The organism is Nocardia vermiculata NBRC 100427 (assembly GCF_001613265.1).
Lineage (GTDB): Bacteria > Actinomycetota > Actinomycetes > Mycobacteriales > Mycobacteriaceae > Nocardia > Nocardia vermiculata.
The window spans coordinates 114,071-140,726 of record NZ_BDCA01000005.1 but is presented as its reverse complement, the minus strand read 5'-3'; the positions used below and the strand labels follow the sequence as shown (position 1 = coordinate 140,726).

The following is a 26,656-nucleotide window of genomic DNA, read 5'->3' as shown; positions in this document are numbered from 1 at the left end:
TGACAAAGTACGCGCAGCGCGGACCGGATGTGTACCTACCATCGATGGGAGATCACTGTGTTGGACACTTTCGAAACCGCTACCCAGTACGTCATTGCCGAATTGGAGGCCAAGGGCACCGCGACACGTGAGGACTTCGATGTGTCCGCTATCGTCGCCACCTCGCATGCGATCACCGAGGGCTGGGATTTCCAGGTACTGGATCGGCACACGTTCTGGAGCATTGCGGCCAGCAACCTGCGGGCCTGACAGGCCCACGGGAGCGGTACGGCGGCATCCGCTCGATCACCAACTCCGGCGTGCACCAGCGGTCCACACCGCGGTCGGTGATCGAGCGGATCATCGCCTGCGCTACCCCGTGCAGCCGACGACAGATGGATCCTGTGCGCGTGAACTCGGTGAAACTAGGCCTGACAGCCCGCCGGACCAGCGGCCCGACTGTGCGCCACCATCGACCACCGGCGTGCTGCACGGCGCATCGATCCCGCATCCGCGTAGCCCAGCAAGGCAGCCTGACGCTCCCGGCTCAGCGGCCCGGCCGCTGCCGCACGCGCCTGCCGGGCCCGGTCGAGTTCGCGACGCCAGGTGGTACCCGACTCGGCCAGCCGGCGCTGCAGGGTGCGGGGGCTGAGCGCGAGACGCCGCGCCACCTGCTCGAGCGATACCTCACCGTCGGCGAACAGGTCTGCCAGTGCCCGCGCCACCCGTTCCGGCCAGACCGAGATCAGCGGCGGAGGCGGCGGCAGCGCGGCCGCCAGTGGTTGCAACACCTCCGCCAGCACCGGATCAGCACTGGTCAGCGGGAGATCCATATCGGCGGACCGGAAGGTGACGGCGTCCATATCAGCGCCGAATTCCAGCGTCGCGGCGCCGAATACCTCGGTGAAGACCGCGGTCGTGCGGGGCGCGGCCTGACGCAGGGTGACCCGGATCGGATCCAGCGACTCGGTCACCACCCGGCGAGCCCGGGTCAGCACCGCGACCAGGCCCCACAGCTGGACCAGGTCCCGGCCACGCCCACCACCCTCGATCATGTCCAGATACAGGGTGGTCTCGTTCTCGTTCTCCGGCACCAGTTCGAAACGGTGATTCGTGGTCACGGCACTGACGTACGGGCCACACGTGGCCAACCCGGCACCCACCGTCGGCGCACTGGCGAACAGATAGTCGTAGAGCCGAGTGGCCGCCAGCTGGTACCGGCCGGCGATGTGCAGAGCGACATCCGGATCGCCGAGTTCGATCTCGCCGATCTCCCACAACCTGGAGAAATGGTGCGCCGGCACATGGACCCCTTCGCCGGCGAGTGTCCACTCCGGCAGGCCACATTCCCGCAGAAGTTGGTCACGATCGATCCCAGCAGCAACCATCTGCGAGATCACGAAGCGGTGCAGCATTGTCTGATCTGTAGTCATATCCCTCCTGCCCTCGATCGCGTCCCCGAACACGTTGTGACAAACGCTAATCAATTTCCCCTGCATTGCGAATGAAATTGCAGATGATTGTGGCGGGTGGCACGTCCATACCCCTGGACCGATCCCGGTCACGAGCACTTCGATTCCGAATTGTGACAAAGGCGGGAGAGGCTCCGGATTAACGCGAGCGTCCGATTCGTACAAGACCACACCTGCGACACCTGCCTACTGTTGCGTCATGGCACCTCAACTCGACGCAATCGGCGTGGTCGTCTCCGATCTGTCCGCCGCACTCACCTTCTATCGGCGACTGGGCCTGGAATTCGGCGAAATCCTCGGCGGCGGACATGTGGAAGCCGCGCTGCCGGGCGGATTTCGATTCATGCTCGACAGCGAGGCCGAAGTCGGGCCCGATCGGCAGTGGAACGGCCCGGCGGGACGGATCGGACTGGCCTTCGGTTGCAGCTCACCGGCCGAAGTCGACTCGATGTTCGACGAGCTGGTGGCGGCCGGATATCACGGCGAGAGCAAGCCCTTCGATGCCGTATGGGGCCAGCGCTACGCCACCGTGCACGATCCGGACGGCAACGGAGTCGACCTCTACGCGCCACTGAACTGAACCGCTACCCCGCGTTCGGCCCCCGGCAGGCGGTATCGCCGGCCGGACCGTGCGGGTCGAGCACCGCCCCGGGCGGGCGCCCGGTCAAGGCCCGGATCTCGCGCACCAGGTGGGATTGGTCCACATATCCGGCGGTGGCCGCCACGTCGGCCCAGCCGGTACCGGCACGCGCCAGGTCCAGGGCGTACTCCATCCGCAGAATGCGGGCCAGAGTTTTGGGGCCGTAGCCGAAGGCCGCCACCGACAGCCGGTGCAACCGGCGGGTCCCCAGGCCGAGCGCAGCAGCCGTCGCCGCCACCGAATCACCCGCCCGCAATCGCCGCACCACCTGCGCGGAGAGCGGGTCCGGCGGTGCGGCCGAGCGCGCGCAGCGGCGTGCGACCTCTTCCAGTCCGCGGGCCGGGTCCGGTGCGCCGGCAACGAGCTCGGTCATCGCCCGCGCCTGCGGTCCGTGCCAGACCTCGGATATCTCGGCTCGGCGATCGCGCAGTTCCTCCGCGCGCACCCCCAGCAGCGCGGGCGCCGTCCCGGGCGCGAAACGTATGCCGTAGACGGTCGTCGCGGTGCCGGTGCTGTGGTGAACGCGCGTATCAGGACCGGCCACCAGCAAGCGGCCGTCCAGCCACAGCAGGTCCATACATCCGTCGGGCAATACCGCAACCGGCCCGTCCACCACCTGCCGTCGCCACAGCACCGCGCCCGCCCGGACGTCCGTGCGGCGCTGTGCGTAGCTCGGCATGCGAGGAGGGGCCACAGCACGTATGTTAATTCGCGTTGATCGGCGCCACGATTTGCTGTCGGTTCGCTACCCGCCGCTAGACTGCTGGGCCGACAAGCTCAAATGTGTTCGGATCTGATCGTGAGGCGGATATGCTCAAGGGTTTCAAAGACTTCCTGATGCGCGGCAATGTGATCGAATTGGCCGTAGCGGTGGTGATGGGAACGGCGTTCACCGCCATCGTGACCTCGGTCACGAAGGGCATCGTAGAACCCTTGCTCGCGGTCGTCGGAAGCAACGGCGAGTTGGGCCTGGGCATTCAATTGATCTCCAGTAAGCCCGCCACATTCATCGCACTCGGACCGATCATCAGTGCCGGAATCAATTTCTTGATGGTTGCCGCCGTGCTCTATTTCGTACTCATTCTTCCGATGAACACGTTGCAGAAGCGCTTCGCCCGCAAGAAGGACATCGCGGCGGTACCCACCGAAACCGAATTGCTCCTCGAAATCCGCGATCTGCTCGCCGCCCAGAATGCTGCCCGCGGCGCCGAGACCGTTCCCTCCGCCACATCGATCGCCGCCGAAGCCATCACCGATCGCCGCACCGGATCGGAGCCGGTCGGCAACCACGAGCTGAGCCGAACCCGGTCCTAGCTACTGTTTTTCGGCGCCGGCGAACTCGATCGTCGCGACCATCTGCCGAGCCAGTTGTTCCGGATCGGTTCCGCCGAGCCCGGAATCAGCAAGGGCGCCTTGGCGCCACAGCGACGCGAACCCGTGTACCAGCGACCAGGCGGCCAATTCCGTCGCCGACCGCGATGCCTCCGGCACGTTCAATTGCGCTACCCCCGAACGCAGTTCCGCCCCGGAGGCAGCGTCGGCCGCGATCAGCTCCGGGTCATCGGTACGGAGCAGATCGGGCCGGAACATCACGTCGAAGTGCCCCGGGTACCGCGTCGCGAAGCGAATGTAGGCCACTGCCATCTCGCGAAAGTCGTCGTGCGCACCACGAAGCTCCTCGGCCAGCAGGCGATAACCCCGTATCGCTAGCGCGGTGAGCAGGCCCTGCCGATTGCCGAAGTGATGGGCGGGTGCGGCGTGGGAGACACCGGCGCGTTGCGCCAGGGCCCGCAGCGATATCGAGTCGACCCCCTCGGCGGCGATCTGCTCGGCTGCCGAGCTGAGCAGAGTCTCGCGCAGGTCTCCGTGGTGGTAGGCACTCTTGGTCACCTCATGATCGTGACGCAGACGCCACGGTCGCGTCCACCCACCGCGCGCGACGGTGAGACCGGCCGCCGATGCGGCGATTGGTGCGACCGCGGACAAAACTGTAACATGTTCTAGTGAAAGTCAGAGGACCGGACAGGGGCGAATTCAGCCGAACATAGCGATACACAAGGGTGCGGCAACAGAGTCACACCGAGACGTTGACCTGCCATAACCAGCAATCCACCACCTCTGTCGACACGGCCCCATGCAAGCCTCCGAAGCGAATCCATATTTACTTCCCCCTCGGTGGCCGACTATTCTGGCGCCGATACCGATCAGAGAGGACCTCGTATGCAGATCGACAATGCGGTCGCGGTAGTCACCGGCGGCGCATCCGGACTCGGCCTGGCCACCGTGAAGGAGCTGCACAGCAAGGGCGCGAAGGTGGTGATCATCGACCTGCCGTCCTCCAACGGCGCGGCGATCGCCGAGGAGCTCGGCGACGGAGTGGTCTTCGCGGCCACCGATGTCACCAACGAGGAGCAGGTGTCGGCCGCCCTCGACGCCGCCGCACAGCTGGGCACCCTGCGCATCGCGGTGAACTGCGCCGGCATCGGCAACGCGATCAAGACGGTGAGCAAGAAGGGCGCCTTCCCGCTCGCCGACTTCACCAAGGTCATCAACGTCAACCTGATCGGCACGTTCAACGTGATCCGGTTGGCCGCCGAGCGCATCGCCGCCACCGAACTCGACGGTGAGGAGCGCGGTGTCATCATCAACACCGCCTCGGTCGCGGCCTACGACGGCCAGATCGGCCAGGCCGCCTACTCCGCGTCCAAGGGTGGCATCGTCGGCATGACCCTGCCGATCGCGCGCGACCTGTCGAATGTGAACATCCGCGTGAACACCATCGCGCCCGGCCTGTTCCACACCCCGCTGTTCGCCACGCTGCCCGACGAGGCCATCAAGGCCCTCGGCGCACAGGTTCCGCACCCGGCGCGGCTGGGCGATCCCACCGAGTACGCGGCCCTGGCCCGCCACATCGTGGAGAACCCGATGCTCAACGGTGAGACCATCCGCCTCGACGGCGCGATCCGTATGGCTCCCCGCTGATCTCGTCCGCTTCCCGGTTTCGGTGAGAACCGGAAGGGCCCGGCTCCCCACGGAGCCGGGCCCTTCTCGTCTGTGCGGATCAGCCGCGCACCGGCTGCGGATCCGGCTCGTCGGCCGGGCCCGGCTGCGTGCCCTCGGCAGCCCCATCATCCTCCAGCACTGCTTCACCGCGCGCGATCATGCCCGCCTCGTCCGACAGTGTCAGATGCGGAATGAACAGCGCGAGCAGGAACGCGATCGCGGCACCGGGGATCAGATACCAGAAGCCCGGCACCAGTGCGTCGACGTACGCGCCGACGATCGCATCGTGCAGTGTCTCGGGCAGATTCTTCACCACCGAGGGCACCAGGCTGCTCGCGTCCAGATGTGCCGCCATCGCTTCGACGGGATGGCTGCGGAACACGTCGGTCAGGCCCTCGGTGAGCCGATTGGTGAAGATCGAACCGAACACCGCCACACCGATGGCGCCACCCATTTCCCGGAAATAGTTGTTGGCGCTGGTCGCGGTTCCGATCTGATCGGGCGACACCGCGTTCTGCACCACCAGCACGATGATCTGCATGATCAGGCCCAGACCGGCGCCCATCACGAACAGCATCGCCGAGACCAGCCACATCGAGCTCTGCGCATCCAGCATCGTCAGCCACAGCATCCCGGCGGCCATAACCAGCGCACCGAGCGGCGGGAACACCCGGTAGCGGCCGGTTTTGGTGATGATCGACATCGAGCCGATGAGCGTGATCATCATGCCGACCATCATCGGGATCAACAGCAGGCCCGAGACCGAGGCCGAAGCGCCGGTCGCCATCTGCAGATAAGTCGGGATGAATGCCAGTGCCGCGAACATCACCAGGCCAACGATCAGGCCGATCGCCGAGGTCAGAACGAAGGTGCGGTTGCGGAACAGCCACAGCGGCAGCATCGGCTCCGCCGCCCGCGCCTCCACCGCGATGAACGCGGCGATCACGAGCACCAGTGCGACGATCATGGAAATGATCACCGCCGAACCCCACGCGTACTGCTTGCCGCCCCAGTCGGTGATGAGAATCAGCAGCGCGGTGGCCGAGGACATCAGCACCACGCCCAGATAGTCGGGGCGAGTCTTGGGCCGATGGCTGGGCACGCTGAGGTATCGGAACGCGATGAACAGCGCCGCGATGCCGATCGGCACATTCAGCCAGAAGCACCACCGCCAGCTCAGCGAATCGGCGAAGAAGCCACCGAGCAACGGACCGGCCACCGAGGTGATACCGAAAATCGCGCCCATCGGGGCCATGTACTTACCGCGATCCTTGGCCGGCACCACATCGGCGATGATGGCCTGCGCCAGGATCATCAGGCCGCCACCGCCGACGCCCTGCAGTCCGCGGAAGACGACGAACTCCCAGAAGCCGGTCGAGGCCGCCGCACCCACCGAGGCTGCGGTGAATACCGCGATCGCGAACAGAAACAGCCATCGCCGCCCGAACATGTCACCGAACTTGCCGTAGATCGGCATCACGATGGTGGTGGCCAGCAGGTAGGAGGTGACCGTCCAGGCCATGTGGGACACCCCGCCGAGGTCGCCGACGATGGTCGGCATCGCGGTACCCACGATGGTCTGATCCAGACTGGCCAGGAACATCCCCGCGATCAGTGCGGAGAAGATGAGCCAGATTCTCTTCTGGGTCAATATGATCGGGGCCGGCGGCGATTCTGCCGTCGTGGTCATCAGGACTCCTCGGTGGGTTGTTGAAACAGCTGTGCGGCCAGCGCGCACTGTTCACGCAATGCCGTGGCCAATGGTTTGTCCGGATCGACGGTCAGCGCGGCGGCGGCACTCATGGTCAGCGTCGTCATCACGCGGGCCGTGAGCAGGGCGAACTCGTGGGAGACCGCGCCTCCCATGCGCCGGGTCAGCAGTTCGGTGAATGCCGCCTCCTGCCTGGCACCAGCGGCGATGAATCCGGCGAGCACCCTGGGCTCGGCCTCGACGATCTTGGTGATCAGCGAAATCGCTTCCCGCGCTTCGCCGTCCAGACCGGAGCCGTAGAGCAGTGCCAGATCGTCGATCAGGACGCCTGTGGGGCCGCCCGCCACGAATTGCCGCTGCGCCTGCGGAGTACCGATCTCCCCCACCGGCCCGACCACCGCGTCGAGTTTCGTCTCGTAGTAATTGAAGAACGTGCGCCCCGATACCCCGACCGCCGCCGCGATGTCGTCGACGGTCGTCGCGTCCAGCCCTTTTTCCACAGTGAGTCTGCGCGCCGCCATGCACAGGTCGAGCCGGGTGCGGCGCTTCTTCTGCTCACGCAGGCCGAGTGGCGGTTCGTCGTCGGAGCTTGCAGACACCACGAAAAACTAGCACAAACTGAAATATTTCAGGAACTGCAATATTGCGCGAATCACCGTCGCGCGACATTGTGCGCCGGCCCACTGCACTCGGGCTGCAGGCAGCCCGCGCGCGCCTACTGCCGCGCGTAGGCCGGAACCGGCGGTGCCGCAACCGGATTGCGCCGGGTGAGAAACGCGGTGGTGAGAGCGCACACCAGCAGGACCGCAGCGGCTGTCAGTGCCGCCGCACGCAGGGCGGCCATCAGGTCACCGTCTCCGGAACCGTCTACCACGACCCCGGAAACGGAACTCAGCGCCACGTTGACCACAACGGCTCCGATCGTGGATCCGACATTGCGCATCGTCAGGTAGATTCCCCCGCCCGTACCGGCATGTTCAGCCGGGACGGTATCGGTCGCGAGTGCCGCGAGCGGCCCCCACAGGCAGGCCGAGACCACACCGAGGACCATACCGAACAGCACGACCAGTAAAGGCGAGTCGTACGCGCCCATCGACACCGCCAGCCCGACGAGGGCTGCGGCAGCCGTCACGAAACCGATGGCGGGAAAGACAGCCGGAGGGGTCCGATCGGCAGCATTGCCGAGAATCGGTGCCAGCACAGCAGTGACCAGGGCACCGGGCACCAGCAGGAGCGCGGTCGTCGTCGGGGCGAATCCCTGCACCACCTCCCGATGCAGCACCAACACGGTCAGCGCGATACCCAGCGCAGCCGTCGCGGCCAGGGTAAGCACACTCGCGATCCACCAGTTGCGATCGCGCAGAGCGGCTTTCGGCAGCAGCGTGCCGCCGGATGCACGCGCCTGCAGGAACAGGAACAGTGCGAACACCGCGAGGCCGACGATCGCTCCGGGGCCGCAGATCGTCCAGCCCTGTTCCACGCCCCGTCCGAGGCTCCAGACCAGCACCAGCACCCCCGCACCGGCGAGCAGTACACCGACCGGATCAGCCGGCGGCCGCAGCTTCGGCAGTGCCGGGACCATGGCCGCGGCCGAGACGATCATGATCAACCCGAACGGCAGGGCGAGCAGGAAGAGCGGGCGCCAACCGAAACTGTCGACCAGCACGGCGCCGACGACCCGGGCCAGTAGCACCGCGGCGGCCCCGCAGCCGCCCCACAATCCCAGCGCCGCACCACGTCTGCCCGGCGGCAGCAGGCGCAGGATGACCGCCATGGTCTGCGGAATGATCAGGGCCGTGCCCAGACCCTGCACCGCGGTGCCCGCGATCGCCACGTGGATGCCGGGTGCGACCACACAGACCAGCGAACCGAGCATGAACAATCCCACGCCCACCAGATAGATATTCCTGGGCCCGAAACGTTCACCGAGCCACCCGGTGACCACCAGCGGAACCGTCATACACAGCACGCCGATCTCGGAGAACCAGGCCACGTCGGAGGCATGGGCGGCAAAACCGGACATCATGGACGGCAACGCGCTGGAGATCGAGAGCGGCACCAACAGCGCGAACAGGAATCCGACCGCCATCGCCACCGTCGCGGGCCACGGATTGGGCAGCGGCCCCGTGGCGGGCGGGGCCGGCCAACCGGCCGGGCCGAACGGGGCCGCCGGTGCGCCCCAGCCGGGATGCGGGGACATCGGTGGATACGGCTGCGGCGCGGCGTAGGCCGGTGCAGACGCCGCCTGCAGTGCCGCGGCGGCGAATTCGCCGGCACTGCCGAAACGTTCGGCCGGATTCTTCGCCATCGCCCGGGCGATCACGGCGTGCAGTGGTGGTGACACGTCCGGACGCGGCAACGGGGGCACCGGCATGGCCAGGTGTCCCGCGACCACCTGCCCCGGATCGGTGGCCGCGAACGGAGCTCTGCCGCTCAGCAGCGCGAACAAGGTACAGGCCAGCGAGTACTGGTCGGAGCGATGATCGACCGGCACCCCGGAGAGTTGTTCCGGCGACGCGTACGCCAGTGTCGCGGTGAAGGTTCCAGTGGAGGTCAGCTGGGTGTTGGCGGTCAGCAACCGCGCGATCCCGAAATCGGTCAATACCGCACGCTCGGCCCGCCCCGCCTCCGCGGAGGTCAAGAGAATGTTGGCCGGCTTCACATCCCGGTGCAGCACACCTCGGCTGTGCGCGTAGTCCAATGCCGCCGCGATATCTGCGACGATCCGTACCGCCCGCTCGACGCTCATCGTCGCCGGGTCCAACCGGCCGGCATCGACGCCTTCGACGAATTGCATTGCCAGCCAGGGCTGCCCGCCCTCCACCCCGCGGTCGTGCACCGACACGATTCCCGGATGGTCCAGCCGCGCAACGATATCGGCCTCCCGGTCGAAGCGCGCCCGCAGCTCCGGATCACCCGAGACATCGTGATTCAGCAGTTTGATCGCCACCACCCGCGGCAACCGCGGATGCCGGGCGCGGTACACCGACCCCATTCCCCCCTGCCCCAGTACACCTTCGATGGCGTACCCGGCCAGCATCCCACCCTGGGAAAAATCCATGCCTGCCCCCCGACCTCATTTATTACCGCGGCAGACCCGATCGGCCCGCCGGATGGGTCGATAATAGGCGTGCCACGCCTCACGGTCGAGCCCCGGCAGCGCGGCGCAGGGGCGTCATCTGCAGGTCGTTGCGGCGACCATGGGAAGACACCGGGACCGCCGGCCGAAACGGATGCCGCCCACAATCCGCCCGAAAACAAGAAACAGCGGACTCCGTCGGCACGAAAAAGCCCCTCACCTGGGGCTCAGGTGAGGGGCCTCGAGTGGAGCTGCCGGGAATTGAACCCGGGTCCTCCGCCGCTTCTTCAGGGCTTCTCCGTGTGCAGTTCGCTATGCCTCTACTCGGATCTCCCAGTCACGCGAACGAGCCGAGATGACGATCCCAGTCGCTGTTGGATGTCCCGTACGACTCCGCGACCGAGCCGGACGGTAAAGCTCTCTAGCTGATGCCAGTACCCGGGCCGAGAGCAAACCCGGACTGACAGACACGCTCTACTGCTTAGGCAGCGAGAGCGTAGTCGCGCTGATTGGAATCGGCGCTTATATGGTTGCAGCGACGCTCACGGTGGTCTCCTGCCTGCACCGACACGCTTCCCCTGAATCGACGTACGCAGTCGAAACCGATCAGCCCCGTAGTCATCGATCCAGATGAACACCCGGCTGGTAGGCCGGGCCCTTCATACTAACATCATCGCGGCACCGGGCATTCCCGGCCGCAACCACGATTCAGCGCATGCCCTTGATCCGCCGGCCGAGCTCGCGAGTCACCTCACGTTCGGCGGTGCGGCGGGCCAGATCGTGCCGTTTGTCGTAGTCCTGCTTACCCTTGGCCAGCGCCAGCTCGACCTTCACCTTCCCGTCGGAGAAGTACATCGACAGCGGGACCAGGGTCAGTGAACTCTCCTTGGTCTTGCCGGTGAGTTTGTCGATCTCGCGACGGTGCAGCAGCAACTTGCGGGTGCGGCGTGGGGAATGGTTGGTCCAGGTGCCGTGACCGTACTCGGGAATGTGCAGGCCACGTAGCCATACCTCGCCGTCGTCGATGCTGGCATAGGCGTCCACCAGCGACGCTTTTCCTTCTCGCAGGCTCTTCACCTCGGTCCCGACCAGCGCGATCCCTGCCTCATAGGTGTCGAGGATCGTGTAGTTGTGCCGCGCCTTGCGGTTGGTCGCGACGGCCTTACGCCCCTTCTCCTTCATGTCACCCTTCTCGTTAACCCCGCGCAACTCGACGGTCGTCGGCAGCTCGCGGTCGTTTCGACGAGCATACGGACTTCGTCCGTCCACACTGCCGCTCGTCGGTTCTACACTCCGCACGAACATAAGTGAAACGAATATTGCTGGCGGAAAATGCTGTGAATTCAGTCACTTCAGGTTTAGCGGGATCGAGCCACGCAAACTCACCGCGACGCGCATACCAGCGATCTTGCGGCGATACTGCGACACGACACCCGGCGAACCCCCACCCGAGGGAACGGTTTCGGTCACGATCTTGATCGTTTTCAGCCAAACTGGCTGTGTGACAAAGGTACCCAGATTCAGAGTGAGCACCGGCTCGGATCGTGTACTCGACGACCCGACCGACGCGCAACTCCACAGCCTCCTGACAGAAATCGACTATCGCGAACCTCACCTGGTTCTCGAACGGACCGGATCGTCCGGCTCCGCGCACTATCTCCGCGTTCGGATGGATCAGCGCATCGATCCCAACGACGGCCGCGGCTACATCGTCGAATACGGCGGTGGACCGGGCATGCAGTTCCGCGCCAGCGTCCGTGACAACGCTCGCTGGGGCACTCCGCACTCCCCCGCCCTGGATACGGTGGCGACAACGGTCCGGGATTGGGCCTTCCAGCGTTACGGCTGGCACGACACCATGATGTGGGAGCGGGTCGGCGCCGAACGCTGATCAGCCGCCGGGACGCACGTTCAGATACAGGACGAACAACCCGATCCACGCGGCCGACCACGCCAACGTGGACAGCCGCGGTCGGCCCAGTCGGCGAGCGCCCGCACCCTGGTGCGGGCGCAGCCACCCGACCTCGACGGAGTCACGCAGCTCACGACGACCTCCAAGGCCCGCAGCGTCGGGCGGGTCCCCGCCCGAATCCGCAGACCCATCCGCGCCGTCGTCGTGCTGATCCTGCGACATAGCGGCACGTTACCGCTATCCGCCCGGCCGCACCGCCAGATACAAGGCGAACGCGGCAATCCATATCATCACCAGGACCGCCGTCGACCCCCGCAGCCCGGAACCGGGCCGGGAGGTCCACCATCGCATCCTGCCGCGGCGCACCGCCGAACCGCTGAGTGCACGCACCTCGATCGGGCGTACTTCGGGCACGTCCACACCTTTGGTCATGGCGACATGGTTACCCGGACCGAATCGCCCGATAAACCGGGATCGGGTGTTCGTCTCGCCACGTCACCGGCGCGTCGGTTCAGTACCCGTCGTCCGGCGGTGGCTCGAAATCCAGGTCCGGTGCTTCCCACTCACCGCCACCGGCCGCCGGAGCGGACGTCGTGGTCCGGCGTTCACGCGCGGCGGCGGTACCGGTTTTCGCCCGAGCCGTGCCCTGGTTGCGAGTGGTGTCATCGGGAATCCGCGACATCGACCCGCCCGCCGGCTGCGCCTGCGCACCCGCGGGTTCCTGCGCATCGTCGGAGAGTACTGCCAGCACCCCGTCACCGTATTTGGCCAGCTTGTTCTCGCCGATACCGCTGATCGAACCGAGTTCGGACAGCGACGCGGGCGCGCGACCCGCGATCTCGCGCAGCGTGGCGTCGTGAAATACGACGTAGGCCGGGACGCCCTGTTCCTTGGCGACCGAGGCACGCCAGGCGCGCAGCTGCTCGAACAGGCCGGTGGCCGCCGGGGAGAGGTCGGCCGCGGCGAGCCGCGACGCCTTCGACTTGGCTGCCTTCGCCGCGCGGGGTGCTTTCACACGCTCCGGTTCGCGGCGCATCATCACCTTGCCCTGTTTGAACAGCACGTCCTCGCTGGCCTCGGTGAGGGTGAGCACGCCGTATTCACCATGCACCGCGAGCAGGCCCTGGGCCAGCAGCTGACGGATCACACCGCGCCATTCGGTATCGCGCAGATCGGCGCCGACACCGAAGACCTTGAGCTCGTTGTGCTTGTGCTGCAGCACTTTCGGATTCGACTTTCCGAGCAGGATGTCGACGATGTGTCCGGCGCCGAAACTCTGACCGCGCTCGCGCCGCAACCGCAGCACCGTCGAGAGCACCTTCTGCGCGGCGACGGTACCGTCCCAGGACTCCGGCGGATTCAGGCAGGTATCGCAGTTGCCGCAGGTGTCGCCGGACTGGCCGAAGTAGTTGAGCAACTGCCCACGCCGGCACCGCACCGTCTCGCACAGGGCCAGCATGGCGTCCAGATGCAGCTGCAACTGCCGCCGATGCGCGGCGTCACCGTCGGAGGAATCGATCATCTTCCGTTGCTGCACGACGTCGTTGAGCCCGTAGACCATCCAGGCGGTGGAGGGCAGGCCGTCACGCCCGGCACGTCCGGTCTCCTGGTAGTACCCCTCCACCGACTTCGGCAGGTCCAGATGAGCCACGAACCGCACATCCGGTTTGTCGATCCCCATGCCGAAGGCGATGGTGGCGACGACGACGAGCCCGTCCTCACGCAGGAATCGCGACTGATTGGTGGCACGGGTACGCGCATCCAGCCCGGCGTGGTACGGCACCGCGGCTACTCCGTTGGCACACAGGAAATCCGCGGTGCGTTCCACCGAGTTACGCGACAGGCAATAGACGATGCCCGCCTCACCGGGATGCTCGGCACGGATGAATGCCAGCAGCTGCTGATCGGCGCGATTCTTCGGCTCGATCCGGTACTGGATGTTCGGCCGGTCGAAGCCCGCGACGAAATGTTTCGCCACGGTGAGATCCAGCCGCTCGGCGATCTCACGCCGGGTGGCCTCGGTGGCCGTAGCCGTCAATGCGATCCGCGGAACATCGGGCCAGCGCTCGTGCAGCACCGACAGCGCGAGGTAGTCCGGCCGGAAATCGTGGCCCCACTGGGATACGCAGTGCGCCTCGTCGATGGCGAACACCGACACCGCTCCCCGGTCGAGCAGCTGTGCGGTGGACTCGAGCTTCAACCGTTCCGGAGCCAGGTACAGCACATCCAGCTCACCGGCGAGGAATTGCGCCTCGACCGTGCGCCGCTCGTCCGGAAACTGAGTCGAGTTGAGGAATCCCGCCCGCACCCCGAGCGCGGTGAGCGCATCCACCTGATCCTGCATGAGCGCGATGAGCGGTGAGATCACCACACCGACCCCCGGACGGACCAGCGCCGGAATCTGGTAGCACAGCGACTTACCACCACCGGTGGGCATCAGCACCAAGGCATCGCCCCCGGAAATCACCTGCTCGACGATCTCCTGCTGTAATCCCCGGAAACTGTCGTACCCGAACACACGTTGCAGAACCTGCTGTGCTGCATCATTTTCCATAGTCGCCGTGGCAGAATCGGCCGTTTCGAGCGTCTCCGGGGGATTCACGCCAGCCATCCTACGGACGGGCCCCGACGGAGACGATCCCTCACCCACAGCCGCACCCCGTATCACCTCCGGACGGCGCCAGGCCGCACATCCCACCGGAACCGGCGACTACTCAGGCGCCGTCGGCGGCGGGTATCGCACGCTCGACTGCCGTGCGAACCAGTTCTTCGGCCCGCGCCTCGGTGAACACGCCGGGCAGGGTGAGACGTTCCAGAATGAGCCAGTTCAGGGCAAGGAACAGCAGCACGACGGTGTTCTCGTCACCAGGCATCCCGTTGTCCACGTGGTTACGGATGTTGAAGTCGAGATCGGCTCGGACCCGCTCGGTGAGCAGTGCCTGCAACTCGGGTCGACGGGTGGCCTCCAGCCGGAGTTCGAGCAGTGCGAGATAGCCGGTGCGGAACCGGGTGACGCGCCCGACGACCTCGGTCATCAGTTCGGTGACGGTCTCGCGGGAACGCGGTCCCTGCAGTTTCGCCATGACCGATTCATCGGGGACCAGACGCTCGTAATACCGATGACCTGTCTGAACGAGCAGGTCGTCGCGGTTGGCGAAATAGTTGGAGGCCGTACCCGCCGGCACCCCGGCCTCCTTGTCCACTGCGCGAAACGTCAGGCCACGAGCCCCTTCCTGGGCCAGGACCTCGATCGATGCGTCCAGCAATGCGTGCCGGCGTTGGGGATTCGTACGGACCACTTGACACCACTCCATATGTAGTACTACGGTTCAAATCACTCCATTCAGAGTACTACACCACAAGCGGTATGAGCCGGTCGACTCCCCTGCCATCCGCTCACACTCGAAAGGCCGGCTCACTGTGCGAAAGCCACGCGGCACCTTCCCCGTTCCGAACAACCAGCGACGTCGCGCGGCCCGTCCGGCGCCGCCACGCACGGCAATCGCCGCGAAGGGAACGCACCGCCACAGCAGGCGCGGCGCCCGATAGCACTCGCCGGGGAAACTTCGGCCACCGACCACCAGTACGACCGGTGCGCGACAGCACCACAGAAGAGGACGACATGCCTGATGTGAAGATCTGGAGTGAAGAGTTCGGCACCGCCGGGGACACGCCGATCCTGTTGATCATGGGGTCGATGTCGCAGGGCATCTTGTGGCCGGAGGAATTCGTCGACCGCCTGGTCCGCGGCGGTCGGCGGGTGGTCCGCTACGACCACCGCGACACCGGAATGTCGGACACCGTCGACTTCGCCACCCAGCCCTACACCTGGGAAGACATCAAGGACGACGTGTACCGCGTGCTGGACGCGCATGGCCTGGAAAGCGCCCACCTGGTCGGCCATTCGGCGGGCGGTCTGCTCGCCCAGCTCGTCGCGGTGGAGCGGCCGGAACGGGTGCGCTCACTGACCGTCATCGGCTCCTCGCCGCTCGGCGGTGGTGAAGGTCAGGTCATCATGCGCGCTCTACTGGGGCAGGCCCAACCTGCGGGGAGCCTGCCCGAACCGGCACCCGAGTTCGTCGACTTCTACCGCGAACTCATCCCCGCGGCGCCCCCGGAGGACCGCCAGGCCCGCATCGACGCCATGGTCGCCGAGCAGCGCCTGCTCCACGGCACCGGGCTGCCGTTCGACGAGATAGCGGCACACGAACTGCAGGAACGAATCCACGACCGAGCCCGCGATATCTCGGCCGTGGCGAACCACCGAATGGCAGCAGCCGCCCGGCCCGATTTCGAACCGGTCGGCGTACTGCACCGGGTGCGCACACCCACCCTGGTCGTCGAAGGCACTCACGAGCCCGCCAAACCCGGCCACGGAGCGATGATCGCCGACCGGATCCCGGATGCACACCTGATGATCGTGACCGGAATGGGCCACACCCTCCCACCGGACGTACACGAGGAACTTGCCACTGCGGTCCTCGCGCACACAGCGGAGTGAGGGACGGCGCCGCCCGTCAGTAGGTGCGTTACTCGCGCACGTAGTACCGCAATGTGCCGTAGGCGGTCAGCGCCGCGAAGACGATACCCACCGGCACCACCGTCATCGCGACCATGGCGATGTCGTCGCCGGTGATGCGCGGAAAGACCTTCGAGGCGAACAGATCGCCCAGCGCCTTGTCGATGACCAGGGGCCGGGCGATCACCAGGCCGACCACCGCCAGCACCGAACCGGCCAGCGCCGCGACCACCGCCTCCAGGAGGAACGGCAGCTGGGTGTACCACCGGGTGGCACCGACCAGGCGCATGATGCCGACCTCTTCACGGCGGGTGAAGGCCGCGATCTGCACCATGTTCGCGATCAGCAGCAGAGCAGCCAGCGCCTGCAGCACCGCGAGGCCGAAGGCGGCGTTGCGCAGACCGTCGAACAGGCTCACCAGCCGGTCGACGATGTCCTTGTCGTTGCGCACGAATCCGACACCCGGTTTGCCCTGGAAATCCTGGAAGATCCGCGGGTACTCCCCCGCGTCGGCCATCTTGACCCGCAGCGACGCCGGAAGCGGCGTCTCGCTGACGTACTTGGCCAGCTCCGGCTGATCCTTGAAGGTCTTCTCCTTGGCCTCGCGGACGGCTTCCGCGCGGTTGAGGAACTGCACCGATTCGACGCCGGGTTCGTCCTTGAGCGCCGACATCAGGGCCTTGCAGGTGTCCTGCGAGCAGTCCGGGTCATTGGCCGAGATGTCCTCGGTGAGGTAGAGCCGCACCTCGAGCCGGTCCAGGAAGTAGGTCTCGGTCTTGTCCGCCATCCGGACCGCGAGCATGCCGCCGCCGAGCATGGCCAGCGACACCGCGGTGGTGAGGATCATCGCGACGGTCATGGTGACATTGCGGCGCAGACCGTTGAAGACCTCGCCGAACAGGAAGCTCGCGCGCATTACCGGCCCACCCCGTACACGCCGGTGGCCTCGTCGCGAACCAGCCGGCCGCGGTCGAGTTCGACGACCCGGCGGCGCATCGCGTCCACGATGTGGTTGTCGTGGGTGGCCATCAGCACCGTGGTGCCGGTGCGGTTGATTCGTTCCAGCAGCGTCATGATGTCCTGACTGGTGTCGGGGTCCAGATTGCCGGTGGGTTCGTCGGCCAGCAGCACCAGGGGCCGGTTCACGAACGCGCGGGCCAGTGCCACCCGCTGTTGCTCGCCACCGGACAGTTCGGTGGGCAGCCGGTCCGCTTTACCGGACAACCCCACCAGGTCCAGTGCCTCCGGCACCGCGCGATCGATGAACCTGCGATTCTTGCCGATCACCTCGAGCGCGAACGCCACGTTCTGTTCGACGGTCTTCTGTTGCAGCAGCCGGAAGTCCTGGAAGACGCAGCCGATCCGCTGACGGAGCTTGGGCACCCGCCGCCCCGGCAGCCGGTCCACCCGGAAATCGGCGACATGCACCTCACCGGCCGACGGTTTGACCTCTTTCAGCAGCAACTGCATGAACGTCGATTTGCCCGACCCGGACGGTCCGATAATGAACACGAACTCGCCCTTGTCGACTTCCACCGAAACATTGTCCAGTGCGGGTCGCGTCGAGGTTTTATACGACTTGGTGACGTTCCGCAGAGTGATCACGATTTGCCAGTGTAGCCAGGAAAGCCGTCAGTGACCGTGATCGGATGTCAGCGATGCTTTGGAAACGGTATCGGCGATCTTGGTGAAACCCGTCTGTTCCGTGGTCGGCGGTTTCACGAATACGTACAGAACCAGGGTGGCGACCCACACACTGAGCAGGACCGCCGTCGATTTACGCGTTTTCACTCAAACCCTCCCGGCGCAGCGCGGCGGCTACTCGCACACGCAGCTCACGTCCGACATCGAATTGCTTGCCCGGCAGGGTGCGCGCCACCATGCGGATGTTCATCTGGTCGACGGTGAGGTCTTCCAAGCCCATGACGGTCGGCTCGTCCAGCAGCAGCGTCTTCAGCCGGCGATCCTGGAACGCCTTGGCCCCCACTTCGTGCAGGATCTCGTTGACCTTGGTGATGTCGGCGGTCACGGGTACCGGGACGTCGATCGCGGCACGTGCCCAATCCTTGGACAAATTGGTCACTTTCACGATCTGACCGTTCGGGACGATGATCACTTCACCGTCCGGATTGCGCAGCGTGGTGATGCGCAGCGTGACATCCTCCACAGTGCCCTCGGCGGGTACCGACTGCCCGGTAACCGAGATCTGCACCACGTCACCGAATCCGTACTGTCGCTCGGTGATCAGGAAGAATCCGGCAAGCAGATCCTGCACGATGCGCTGCGCGCCGAAACCCAGCGCGGCGCCGAGCACCGCGGCGGGCGCGACCAGGCCGCTGAGCTGAAAGCCCAGGCGCTTGAGAACTTCCAGTGCCACCAGGAAGTAGACGATGGACAGCACCACCCAGGTGATGACCTGCGCCAGCGCGTGCCGATGCTTGGCCGCCTCGGTGCGTACCAGCGAATCACTGCTCTGGAAGCCGGAATCGATGCGGCGGGTGATCCGGTTGCGTACGAACGTCGCGAGCCGGCTGAACAGCATGGCGCCGATGATCAGCAGCACGACCTCGAGACCGCTGCCGCGCAGCCAATTCGTGAAATCGGCGCCCGTACCGGCCGCGAGATCCGCCGTCATCGGTACATCCCTTCCGGTCCGGAGCACGTACCGACACAAGTCATCTCAGCGACCGACCACACGGCACACAGACTACTACGCTACCGCCGGAAAGCGACATCGTGATAGTCCCGTGATAGGCGAAAAAGCGCTGCCGGAGTAGCGCACTATTCGCCCGTATCACGCATCTTGGCGCATCCGCCAGCGGATTCCCTCTTCGATGAAACCGTCGATATCACCATCGAGAACGGTGGACGGATTGTTCACCTCGAAGTTCGTGCGCAGATCCTTCACCATCTGATACGGGTGCAGCACGTAGGAGCGCATCTGGTTACCCCAGGAAGCGCCCTCGTTGGTCTTGAGCGCATCCATCTGGGCGCGCTCCTCCTGGCGCTTGCGCTCCAGCAGTTTGGCCTGCAGCACCCGCATCGCCGAGATCTTGTTCTGCAGCTGCGACTTCTCGTTCTGACAAGTGACGACGATGCCGGTCGGGACGTGTGTCAGACGTACCGCCGAATCGGTGGTGTTGACGCTCTGCCCACCGGGCCCGGACGAACGGTAGACGTCGACGCGGACCTCGTTCTCCGGGATGTCGATGTGGTCGGTGGTCTCGACCACGGGCAGCACCTCGACCTCGGCGAAGGAGGTCTGGCGGCGCCCCTGGTTGTCGAACGGACTGATCCGCACCAGCCGATGCGTCCCCATCTCCACCGACAGCGTGCCGTAGGCGTAGGGCACCTTCACCGCGAAGGTGGCGCTCTTGATGCCCGCCTCCTCGGCGTAGGAGGTGTCGTAGATCTCGACCGGGTACTTGTGCCGCTCGGCCCAGCGCACATACATACGCATCAGCATCTGGGCCCAGTCGGCGGCGTCCACGCCGCCGGCACCGGAGCGGATGTTGACCAGCGCTTCGCGCTTGTCGTACTCCCCCGACAGCAGCGTGCGGACCTCCATCGCCTCCACATCGGCGTGCAGCGTGGCGCGGTCGGCGTCGGCATCGGCGAGTGCGGCCGTGCGGGCCTCACCCTCTTCTTCTTCGGCCAGCTCGTAGAGCACCGGCAGATCGTCGAGCCGCTGCCGCAGCTCGGTGACCCGGCGCAACTCTCCCTGCGCATGCGACAGCTCGCTGGTGACCTGCTGGGCGTGTTCCTGGTTGTTCCAGAGCTCCGGGTCGGCGGCCTGGTGTTCGAGTTCATCGATGCGCCGGCGTAGCTCGTCGACGTCGAGTACCGACTCGACAGTCTTCAACGTGGTGTCGAGTTCGGCGAGATCAGCGGAAACGTCAGGATGCACGGTGCCCCAATCTACCGGTCGTGCGGTAGCGGGTGAAATGCGGCGATCGGCGCCGCCGGAGGGCCTCGACGTCCCCGCAGTGTGAACCCGGTCCACCTGCCCGCCACCGGTCGGCCGGCGGACCACCGGCCTCCGGTCGCTCAGCCCGATACCGCTCGCAATCCACCCGGCCGCCGCCCGAGCAACCCGTCGAGCGCGGCGGACGTCGCCTGGTCGGCAGGCAGCAGAACCTGAATGTATTGATCGTCGTCGGCGGACAGGTCCAGACGCTCGTAGGCCAGCCGCAGCGGCCCCGCTTCCGGATGTTCCATCCGGTCGATGCCACTGCTGTCGGGCAAGCCCGCGATCTCGGCCACCCGGCGAGTGAATTCCTCGCCGACCAGCAGTGCCAGCTCATCGACCAGGACGGCGATCGTGGGATCGGAACGGAACGGCCCGGCCTTCAACGTGGCCACCGCCAGGTCGGCGCGCTGCTCCCAGTCGGGATAGATCGTTCGCGCACGGGGGTCGGTGAACAGCCAGCGCGGGTAGGAGGCGGGCACGCCGTCGTCGAACAGGCCGGTGCCACCGACCAGCGCCTGGTACCCGTCGGTGCAGCTCAAGACCTCGCCCAGGCGATTGAAGAGGGCGGCCGGGCCGGGCGCCAGCCGGTCGAGGACGACTTGGACCGCAGGCCGAACCACGCGGTTCGGCTGGGCTCCGCCGGTACAGCTGAATCCCGGGTCCGCCGATTTCACCAGTCGGTGCAGTTGCACCCGCTCGCTCGGGCTCAGCCGCAGAGCGTCCGCGAGTGCGCTCAGCACACCGGCGGACGGGTGCCGATCGCGCCCCTGTTCGAGTCGGATCAGATATTCCACACTGACCCCGGCGAGAGTGGCCAGTTCGGCGCGGCGCAGTCCGGGCGTACGCCGACGCGTCCCGGACGGCAGGCCGACCGCTACGGGCGTCACGGCTTCGCGTCGGGTGCGCAGAAACAGGCCGAGCTCGTTGTCGCTCACGAATCGACGGTAGCAACGCAATACGCCCGGAGGGTGTCCCTGTCGCTACCACCCTCGCAGCGGGCTCCCTGCGAGTGCGCAGGCCAGGCAGAGTTCCGCACAGCGATAGCCGTGACTTCGAAGGAGCTATGGAATGTCCAGCAACACACTGCGTCTCACCGTCGTCGTCGCCAGCGTCCGGGAAGGCCGGTTCGGGCCGGTGGTGGGCGACTGGTTCGCCGAACAGGCCCGCCGGCACGAAGGCTTCGAGGTCGATCTGATCGACTTGGCCGAGGCCGAGTTGCCCGTGGCGCTGCCGGCGACACCTTTGCGGATGGACCCCGATCCGCTGCGCCCGGCCGGGATGGCCGAGCTGACCGCGAGCCTGGCCGCCGCCGATGCGATCGTCGTCGTCACTCCGGATATCAACAACAGCTATCCGGCCTCGATCAAGACCGCGATCGACTGGCATTACACCGAGTGGAGCCGTAAAGCGGTCGGTTTCGTCGGCTACAGCGGTGCCGGCGGCGGACTCAATGCCATCGCCCACTTGCGGCAGGTATTCGCCGAACTCGACGCCCACACGGTGCGTGACTACGTATCCTTCCCGCGCTACTACCAACTGTTCGATGCCGACGGACGTCTGACGGACCCCGCCGTTCACGAGGCTGCGGCTGCCGGCATGCTCGACCAATTGCATTGGTGGGCTGTAGCCCTGACTGCCGCACGGACCGCGGCCTGAGTCGTCCGGCGTGGGAACTTGCCCGCGGGCAGCGGCAGGGTGCACGGCACAGGACGCCCGGACCAGCGCGGTGGGCAGCGCGCACCGGCGCCCGCTCAGTGGTTCGGTGCGCCCCGACCGGCGCGCGGACAACTAGTCTCGGCATCGACTATCCGATTCATAGTTCTTCCAGCCGAAACAGGAGGGCCGATGGGGACCATCGCCGTAACAGGTAGCGCGTCGGGCATCGGCGCCGCTGTCGCCGCGCATCTGGAGAAGGAAGGCCACCGGATCATCGGTGTCGATCTGCACAATGCCGAGGTGAATGCGGATCTGGGGACCGCGGAGGGCCGGGCCAACGCGATCGCGGAGATCGCGCGGATCAGCAACGGACGCCTGGACGGCTTTCTGCCGTTCGCCGGTGTGGCCGCGGCCACCGGACGGCCCGGCGGCCTGCTGGTCTCGGTGAACTATTTCGGCGCCATCGGCCTGCTCGAAGGCCTGCGGCCGCTGCTTAAGGCAGCGGGTTCCGCCTCGGTGGTGCTGGTGTCGTCGAACTCCACCACCACTCAGCCGATGTGGCCTGCGGAGCTGGCCGACGCCTGCCTGGCCGGCGACGAGGAGCGGGCCCGCGGTGTCGCGGAGACCTTCGGCGATCGCGCCGCCATCCTGGCCTATCCGGCCACCAAAGCGGCCCTGGCCTGGTATGCCCGGACCAAGTGCGCGGACTACATCGCCGACGGAATCCGCCTCAACGCCATCGCGCCGGGCATCATCGACACTCCGATGACGCAGGAGGGCAGCAAGGACGCGCTCACCGGTGAGGGGATGAAGCAGTTCCTCGCGATGACCCCGATCGGCCGGGCCGGGCGCCCCGAGGAGATCGCCGAACTCGCGGCGTTCCTGCTGTCGGACAAATCCGCTTTCTGTGTCGGATCGATCATGTTCTGCGACGGCGGCACCGACGCGACACTGCGCGGGAAGGACTGGCCGTCGATATGGAATCCGCAGCAGCAGTAGGGCTGCGATCGCTGCGCCGGGACCGGCCACAGCGGCCCGTGACGGCCGCGACCTCTAAGGTTGCCCTGTGAACGAGCATGCCGGCGATCTGGAACTTGCCCTGCGGTTGGCCGATGAGGCCGATGCGATCACTCGGGCGCGCTTCGGCGCCCTGGACCTGAAGGTCGACAGCAAACCGGATCTGACCCCGGTCTCGGATGCGGATCTGGCGGTCGAACGGGCGCTGCGGGAGACACTGATCGAACGCCGGCCCAATGATGCGGTGCTGGGCGAGGAATTCGGCGGTGCGGCCGAATTCACCGGCCGGCAGTGGGTGATCGATCCGATCGACGGCACCAAGAACTTCGTGCGCGGGGTTCCGGTCTGGGCGACTCTGATCGCCCTGCTGCAGGACGGTGTACCGGTGGCCGGGGTGGTCAGTGCGCCCGCACTGTCACGACGCTGGTGGGCCGCGACGGGTTCGGGCGCGTGGGCCAGCTTCGAGGCAGGCGCGGCGAAGCAGATCGCGGTCTCCGCGGTGAGCGGGTTGAACTCGGCCAGCCTCGCCATCTCCAGTCTGTCCGGCTGGCGGGACCTCGGCCTGCGCGATCAGTTGATCGACCTGACCGATCAGGTGTGGCGTACCCGCGGCTACGGCGACTTCTTCTCCTACTGCCTGCTCGCCGAGGGCGCGGTGGATATCGCGACCGAGCCGGAGGTCTCGCTCTGGGATCTGGCCGCGCTGGATGTGCTGGTCCGCGAGGCGGGTGGGCGCTTCACCGCGCTGGACGGCACCCCCGGCCCGCATCACGGCAGCGCGGTCGCAACCAACGGACTGCTGCACGATTCGGTCCTGCGCACCCTGCGCCGCTGACACACCACGCGACGCCGCAGTCACCTTCGGGTGAATGCGGCGTCGCCGTCTTCCGGGTCTTCTGGGATCGAGATCACGGTGAGATCCGCGGATTCTCGACTACTTTCTTACTCCAGAGTAAGATAGACTTACTCGAAAGTAAGATCTGGGACCGATCACCCGAACCCCCACCCGAGAAGACTGGTGACTATGAGCACTCGAGACACCGCAACGAAGCGTCCGGATTCCGCTGTCGGCCTCAACCCGGTCAAGCGCGACTGGATGGGCGCGGCCATGCGGGTCATGACGAGCATTACCGGTTCCGAGTTGGCCGAGAAGTACAACTTGCGCAAGCCCATCGAACGTCTCACCTACGAGGGCACCAAGACCGGCTTCCGCACGCTCGGCGCCGCGACCCGCGCATTCGGTAAGGCCTCCGGCGGCAACAAGCCGAAGCGGCTGCCTGCCAACGAAACCCGCAGCAAGGGCTACTTCGACCTCACCCCCACCGACGAGCAGCAGATGATCGTCGAGACGGTGCGCGAATTCGCCGGTGAGATCCTGCGCCCGGCCGCCTTCGACGCCGACGGAGCCGCCGCCGCACCCAAGGATCTGCTCGAGCGCGCCGCCGAACTCGGCATCACGCTGATCAACGTGCCCGAGGAACTCGAGGGCGCGGCCGGCGAACGCGGCGCGGTCACCAACTCACTGGTCGCCGAGGCCCTCGCGCACGGCGACATGGGTTTGGCGCTGCCGATCCTGGCGCCCTCCGGCGTCGCGGTCGCGCTGTCGCAATGGGGTTCGGACGCGCAACAGCAGACCTACCTCCCCGCCTACACCGGCGAGAACGTGCCGCAGTCCTCGGTCGTCATCAGCGAACCGCGGGCACTGTTCGATCCGTTCGCCTTGCAGACCAAAGCCACCCGCTCCCCCAGCGGCTACCGGATCAACGGTGTCAAGAGCCTGGTGCCCGCCGCCGCCGATGCCGAGCTGTTCGTCGTCGGCGCCGAAATCGACGGCCGTCCCGCATTGTTCATCGTTGAATCGGACACCCCCGGTGTAGTGATCGAGGCCGATCCGAGCATGGGTCTGCGGGCGGCCGGTCTGGGGCGACTGATCCTCGACAATGTCGCGGTGCCCGCGGATGCCGTACTCGGCGACGGCGACGCCGCCCAGCGTGCCGAGGAATATGCCGATGCGGTGCGGCTGGCGCGCCTGGGCTGGTCCTCGCTGGCGGTCGGCACCGGCCAGGCCGTGCTGGACTACGTCAAGCCCTACGTCAAGGAGCGTGAGGCGTTCGGTGAGCCCATCGCACACCGGCAGGCGGTGGCGTTCATGGTCGCAAATATCGCCATCGAACTCGACAGTATGCGGCTCGTGACTCTGCGGGGTGCGTCACGCGCGGAGCAGGGACTGTCGTTCGCCCGCGAGGCGGCGCTGGCTCGCAAGCTGTCCACCGACAAGGGCATGCAGATCGGCCTGGACGGCGTGCAGCTGCTCGGCGGCCACGGCTTCACCAAGGAACACCCGGTCGAGCGCTGGTACCGCGATCTGCGGGCGATCGGCGTCGCCGAAGGTGTGGTGCTGGTCTGATCCGGGTCTTCCCGACCCTCCGACTCTTATCGATGGAGCCAATCCGATGATCAATCTCGAACTCCCGAAGAAGCTGCGGGCCAGCGCGAATCAGGCCCACCAGGTCGCCGCCGAGATCTTCCGTCCGGTCTCGCGTAAATACGATCTGGCCGAACACGAGTACCCGGTGGAGCTCGACACCATGGCCGCCATGGTGGAAGGGCTGGCCGACTCCGGGACCCAGGACATCTCCGGTGCCACCGGTGGCCGCAAGGCCGGTTCCGGTGCGGCGGCCGGTGACGACCACGCCACCGAACTGCTCGGCAACAGCAACGGCGGCAATATGTCCGCACTGCTGAATGCACTCGAAACATGCTGGGGCGACGTCGGTTTGATGCTGTCGATCCCCTACCAGGGTCTCGGCAATGCCGCCATCGCCGCGGTCGCCACCGACGAGCAGCTGGAGCGTTTCGGCAAGGTGTGGGCCGCCATGGCCATCACCGAGCCGTCGTTCGGTTCGGACTCCGCGGCGGTCTCCACCACCGCGGTGCTCGACGGTGACGAATGGGTTCTCAACGGCACCAAGATCTTCGTGACCGCGGGTTCGCGCGCCACCCACATCGTGGTGTGGGCCTCGGTCGACAGGTCCAAGGGCCGCGCGGCGATCAAATCCTTCGTGGTCCCGCAGGACGCACCGGGGCTCACCGTGTCCCGGCTCGAGCACAAGCTCGGCATCAAGGCCTCCGACACCGCCGAACTACGCCTCGAGGACTGCCGCATCCCGGCCGACAATATCCTCGGCAGCCCGGAAGTGAACGTGGAGAAGGGCTTTGCCGGGGTCATGCAGACCTTCGACAACACCCGCCCGCTGGTGGCAGCGATGGCGATCGGCGTGGGTCGTGCCGCACTCGAGGAACTGCGTACGGTGCTCGAACAGGCCGGAGTCGAGATCTCCTACGACACTCCGGCCAACAATCAGCACGCCGCGGCGGCGGAATTCCTTCGCCTGGAGGCCGATTGGGAGGCCGCCTACCTGCTCTCGTTGCGTGCGGCATGGATGGCCGACAACAAGAAGCCCAACTCCCTGCAGGCCTCGATGGCCAAGGCCAAGGCCGGCCGGATGGGCACCGACGTGACGCTGAAGGCCGTCGAACTGGCCGGACCGCTCGGCTACTCCGAGCACACCCTGCTGGAGAAGTGGAGTCGCGACTCCAAGATCCTCGACATCTTCGAGGGCACCCAGCAGATTCAGCAGCTGATCGTGGCCCGGCGGGTGCTGGAGCTCACCAGCGCCGAGCTGAAATAGGTTGCA

General features: G+C 66.3%; 29 protein-coding genes and 1 other RNA gene. 11 read left to right on the top strand and 19 right to left on the bottom strand.

Annotation, left to right across the window (positions count from 1 at the left end; all coding sequences use genetic code 11):
• Nucleotides 1-57 precede the first annotated feature (57 nt).
• Nucleotides 58-249: a hypothetical protein gene (locus NV2_RS08680; protein ID WP_084474185.1), complete on the top strand. Its 192-nt coding sequence runs from the start codon at nt 58-60 to the stop codon at nt 247-249.
• 155 nt (nt 250-404) lie between these two features.
• Here NV2_RS08680 and NV2_RS08675 read toward each other — a convergent pair whose 3' ends face one another.
• On the bottom strand, nt 405-1,412 hold the full coding sequence (locus NV2_RS08675; RefSeq protein WP_067871032.1) for an AraC family transcriptional regulator ligand-binding domain-containing protein: 1,008 nt from the start codon (nt 1,410-1,412) through the stop codon (nt 405-407).
• 238 nt (nt 1,413-1,650) lie between these two features.
• On the opposite strand from NV2_RS08675, the gene NV2_RS08670 reads away from it, so the two are divergent.
• Nucleotides 1,651-2,031: a VOC family protein gene (locus NV2_RS08670; protein ID WP_067871031.1), complete on the top strand. Its 381-nt coding sequence runs from the start codon at nt 1,651-1,653 to the stop codon at nt 2,029-2,031.
• A gap of 4 nt (nt 2,032-2,035) precedes the next feature.
• On the opposite strand, the gene NV2_RS08665 is transcribed toward NV2_RS08670, so the two are convergent.
• Nucleotides 2,036-2,785: a helix-turn-helix domain-containing protein gene (locus NV2_RS08665; RefSeq protein WP_245662513.1), complete on the bottom strand. Its 750-nt coding sequence runs from the start codon at nt 2,783-2,785 to the stop codon at nt 2,036-2,038.
• Nucleotides 2,786-2,874: 89 nt separating this feature from the next.
• On the opposite strand from NV2_RS08665, the gene mscL reads away from it, so the two are divergent.
• Nucleotides 2,875-3,405 carry a large conductance mechanosensitive channel protein MscL gene (gene mscL, locus NV2_RS08660; protein ID WP_307613315.1) on the top strand — a complete coding sequence of 177 codons (531 nt, stop codon included), beginning with the start codon at nt 2,875-2,877 and terminating at the stop codon, nt 3,403-3,405.
• Here the strand turns inward: mscL and NV2_RS08655 are convergent, their stop codons facing one another.
• On the bottom strand, nt 3,406-3,981 hold the full coding sequence (locus NV2_RS08655) for a TetR/AcrR family transcriptional regulator (RefSeq protein WP_067871197.1): 576 nt from the start codon (nt 3,979-3,981) through the stop codon (nt 3,406-3,408).
• A 330-nt stretch (nt 3,982-4,311) separates the two neighbouring features.
• Between NV2_RS08655 and NV2_RS08650 the strand changes: the two genes are divergently transcribed.
• Nucleotides 4,312-5,073, top strand: a complete 762-nt coding sequence (locus NV2_RS08650) for a 3-hydroxyacyl-CoA dehydrogenase (protein WP_067871029.1) — start codon at nt 4,312-4,314, stop codon at nt 5,071-5,073.
• Between the two features lie 79 nt (nt 5,074-5,152).
• On the opposite strand, the gene NV2_RS08645 is transcribed toward NV2_RS08650, so the two are convergent.
• The 6 genes from NV2_RS08645 to NV2_RS31355 form a co-directional block, all read right to left on the bottom strand.
• Complete coding sequence (locus NV2_RS08645) at nt 5,153-6,784, bottom strand: MDR family MFS transporter (protein WP_067871028.1); 1,632 nt, start codon at nt 6,782-6,784, stop codon at nt 5,153-5,155.
• A complete protein-coding gene (locus NV2_RS08640; RefSeq protein WP_067871027.1) occupies nt 6,784-7,404 on the bottom strand; it encodes a TetR/AcrR family transcriptional regulator in 621 nt (206 codons plus the stop codon). Before NV2_RS08640 ends, NV2_RS08645 begins: the two co-directional genes overlap by 1 nt.
• Nucleotides 7,405-7,520: 116 nt before the next feature.
• Nucleotides 7,521-9,866 carry an MFS transporter gene (locus NV2_RS31710; protein WP_168436133.1) on the bottom strand — a complete coding sequence of 782 codons (2,346 nt, stop codon included), beginning with the start codon at nt 9,864-9,866 and terminating at the stop codon, nt 7,521-7,523.
• A gap of 261 nt (nt 9,867-10,127) precedes the next feature.
• Nucleotides 10,128-10,498, bottom strand: a transfer-messenger RNA (tmRNA) gene (gene ssrA, locus NV2_RS08630).
• A gap of 94 nt (nt 10,499-10,592) precedes the next feature.
• Complete coding sequence (smpB, locus tag NV2_RS08625; RefSeq protein ID WP_067871196.1) at nt 10,593-11,066, bottom strand: SsrA-binding protein SmpB; 474 nt, start codon at nt 11,064-11,066, stop codon at nt 10,593-10,595.
• A 165-nt stretch (nt 11,067-11,231) separates the two neighbouring features.
• Entirely contained in the window at nt 11,232-11,417 is a 186-nt protein-coding gene (locus NV2_RS31355; protein ID WP_157102809.1) for a hypothetical protein, read from the bottom strand.
• On the opposite strand from NV2_RS31355, the gene NV2_RS08620 reads away from it, so the two are divergent.
• Complete coding sequence (locus tag NV2_RS08620; RefSeq protein ID WP_067871025.1) at nt 11,410-11,775, top strand: hypothetical protein; 366 nt, start codon at nt 11,410-11,412, stop codon at nt 11,773-11,775. The two genes, NV2_RS31355 and NV2_RS08620, sit on opposite strands and share 8 nt — an antisense overlap.
• On the opposite strand, the gene NV2_RS08615 is transcribed toward NV2_RS08620, so the two are convergent.
• The 4 genes from NV2_RS08615 to NV2_RS08600 all read right to left on the bottom strand — a co-directional run bounded on the left by NV2_RS08615 (nt 11,776) and on the right by NV2_RS08600 (nt 15,095).
• A complete protein-coding gene (locus NV2_RS08615) occupies nt 11,776-12,018 on the bottom strand; it encodes a WLR motif membrane protein (protein WP_067871024.1) in 243 nt (80 codons plus the stop codon).
• Nucleotides 12,019-12,033: 15 nt separating this feature from the next.
• On the bottom strand, nt 12,034-12,228 hold the full coding sequence (locus NV2_RS08610; protein WP_067871023.1) for an Rv3103c transmembrane domain-containing protein: 195 nt from the start codon (nt 12,226-12,228) through the stop codon (nt 12,034-12,036).
• A gap of 79 nt (nt 12,229-12,307) precedes the next feature.
• Nucleotides 12,308-14,350, bottom strand: a complete 2,043-nt coding sequence (recQ, locus tag NV2_RS08605; RefSeq protein ID WP_245662512.1) for a DNA helicase RecQ — start codon at nt 14,348-14,350, stop codon at nt 12,308-12,310.
• Nucleotides 14,351-14,510: 160 nt separating this feature from the next.
• The gene (locus NV2_RS08600) at nt 14,511-15,095 is read right to left on the bottom strand and encodes a TetR/AcrR family transcriptional regulator (RefSeq protein ID WP_067871022.1); all 585 of its coding nucleotides are present in this window, start codon (nt 15,093-15,095) and stop codon (nt 14,511-14,513) included.
• Nucleotides 15,096-15,418: 323 nt separating this feature from the next.
• Here NV2_RS08600 and NV2_RS08595 point away from each other — a divergent pair, with 323 nt between their 5' ends.
• On the top strand, nt 15,419-16,297 hold the full coding sequence (locus NV2_RS08595; protein WP_067871195.1) for an alpha/beta hydrolase: 879 nt from the start codon (nt 15,419-15,421) through the stop codon (nt 16,295-16,297).
• Between the two features lie 28 nt (nt 16,298-16,325).
• Here NV2_RS08595 and ftsX read toward each other — a convergent pair whose 3' ends face one another.
• The 6 genes from ftsX to NV2_RS08570 form a co-directional block, all read right to left on the bottom strand.
• Nucleotides 16,326-17,231 carry a permease-like cell division protein FtsX gene (gene ftsX, locus NV2_RS08590; RefSeq protein WP_067871021.1) on the bottom strand — a complete coding sequence of 302 codons (906 nt, stop codon included), beginning with the start codon at nt 17,229-17,231 and terminating at the stop codon, nt 16,326-16,328.
• Nucleotides 17,231-17,920 carry a cell division ATP-binding protein FtsE gene (ftsE, locus tag NV2_RS08585; protein ID WP_067871020.1) on the bottom strand — a complete coding sequence of 230 codons (690 nt, stop codon included), beginning with the start codon at nt 17,918-17,920 and terminating at the stop codon, nt 17,231-17,233. Before ftsE ends, ftsX begins: the two co-directional genes overlap by 1 nt.
• A gap of 27 nt (nt 17,921-17,947) precedes the next feature.
• Entirely contained in the window at nt 17,948-18,106 is a 159-nt protein-coding gene (locus NV2_RS31350) for an Rv3103c transmembrane domain-containing protein (protein ID WP_157102808.1), read from the bottom strand.
• Nucleotides 18,093-18,950 (bottom strand): mechanosensitive ion channel family protein, encoded by an 858-nt coding sequence (locus NV2_RS08580; RefSeq protein WP_067871019.1) that lies wholly within the window; start codon nt 18,948-18,950, stop codon nt 18,093-18,095. The genes NV2_RS31350 and NV2_RS08580 overlap by 14 nt, the downstream gene beginning before the upstream one ends.
• A 159-nt stretch (nt 18,951-19,109) precedes the next feature.
• Nucleotides 19,110-20,222 (bottom strand): peptide chain release factor 2, encoded by a 1,113-nt coding sequence (prfB, locus tag NV2_RS08575; RefSeq protein ID WP_067871018.1) that lies wholly within the window; start codon nt 20,220-20,222, stop codon nt 19,110-19,112.
• Nucleotides 20,223-20,362: 140 nt separating this feature from the next.
• On the bottom strand, nt 20,363-21,220 hold the full coding sequence (locus NV2_RS08570; protein ID WP_067871017.1) for a helix-turn-helix domain-containing protein: 858 nt from the start codon (nt 21,218-21,220) through the stop codon (nt 20,363-20,365).
• 133 nt (nt 21,221-21,353) lie between these two features.
• On the opposite strand from NV2_RS08570, the gene NV2_RS08565 reads away from it, so the two are divergent.
• From NV2_RS08565 to NV2_RS08545, 5 genes are all read left to right on the top strand, one after another.
• Nucleotides 21,354-21,941: an NADPH-dependent FMN reductase gene (locus tag NV2_RS08565; protein ID WP_067871016.1), complete on the top strand. Its 588-nt coding sequence runs from the start codon at nt 21,354-21,356 to the stop codon at nt 21,939-21,941.
• A gap of 189 nt (nt 21,942-22,130) precedes the next feature.
• Entirely contained in the window at nt 22,131-22,940 is an 810-nt protein-coding gene (locus tag NV2_RS08560) for an SDR family oxidoreductase (RefSeq protein WP_067871015.1), read from the top strand.
• 67 nt (nt 22,941-23,007) lie between these two features.
• Complete coding sequence (gene hisN / locus NV2_RS08555; RefSeq protein WP_067871014.1) at nt 23,008-23,793, top strand: histidinol-phosphatase; 786 nt, start codon at nt 23,008-23,010, stop codon at nt 23,791-23,793.
• A 189-nt stretch (nt 23,794-23,982) separates the two neighbouring features.
• Entirely contained in the window at nt 23,983-25,365 is a 1,383-nt protein-coding gene (locus NV2_RS08550; RefSeq protein WP_067871013.1) for an acyl-CoA dehydrogenase family protein, read from the top strand.
• A 46-nt stretch (nt 25,366-25,411) separates the two neighbouring features.
• A complete protein-coding gene (locus NV2_RS08545) occupies nt 25,412-26,650 on the top strand; it encodes an acyl-CoA dehydrogenase family protein (RefSeq protein ID WP_067871012.1) in 1,239 nt (412 codons plus the stop codon).
• Nucleotides 26,651-26,656: the final 6 nt, after the last annotated feature.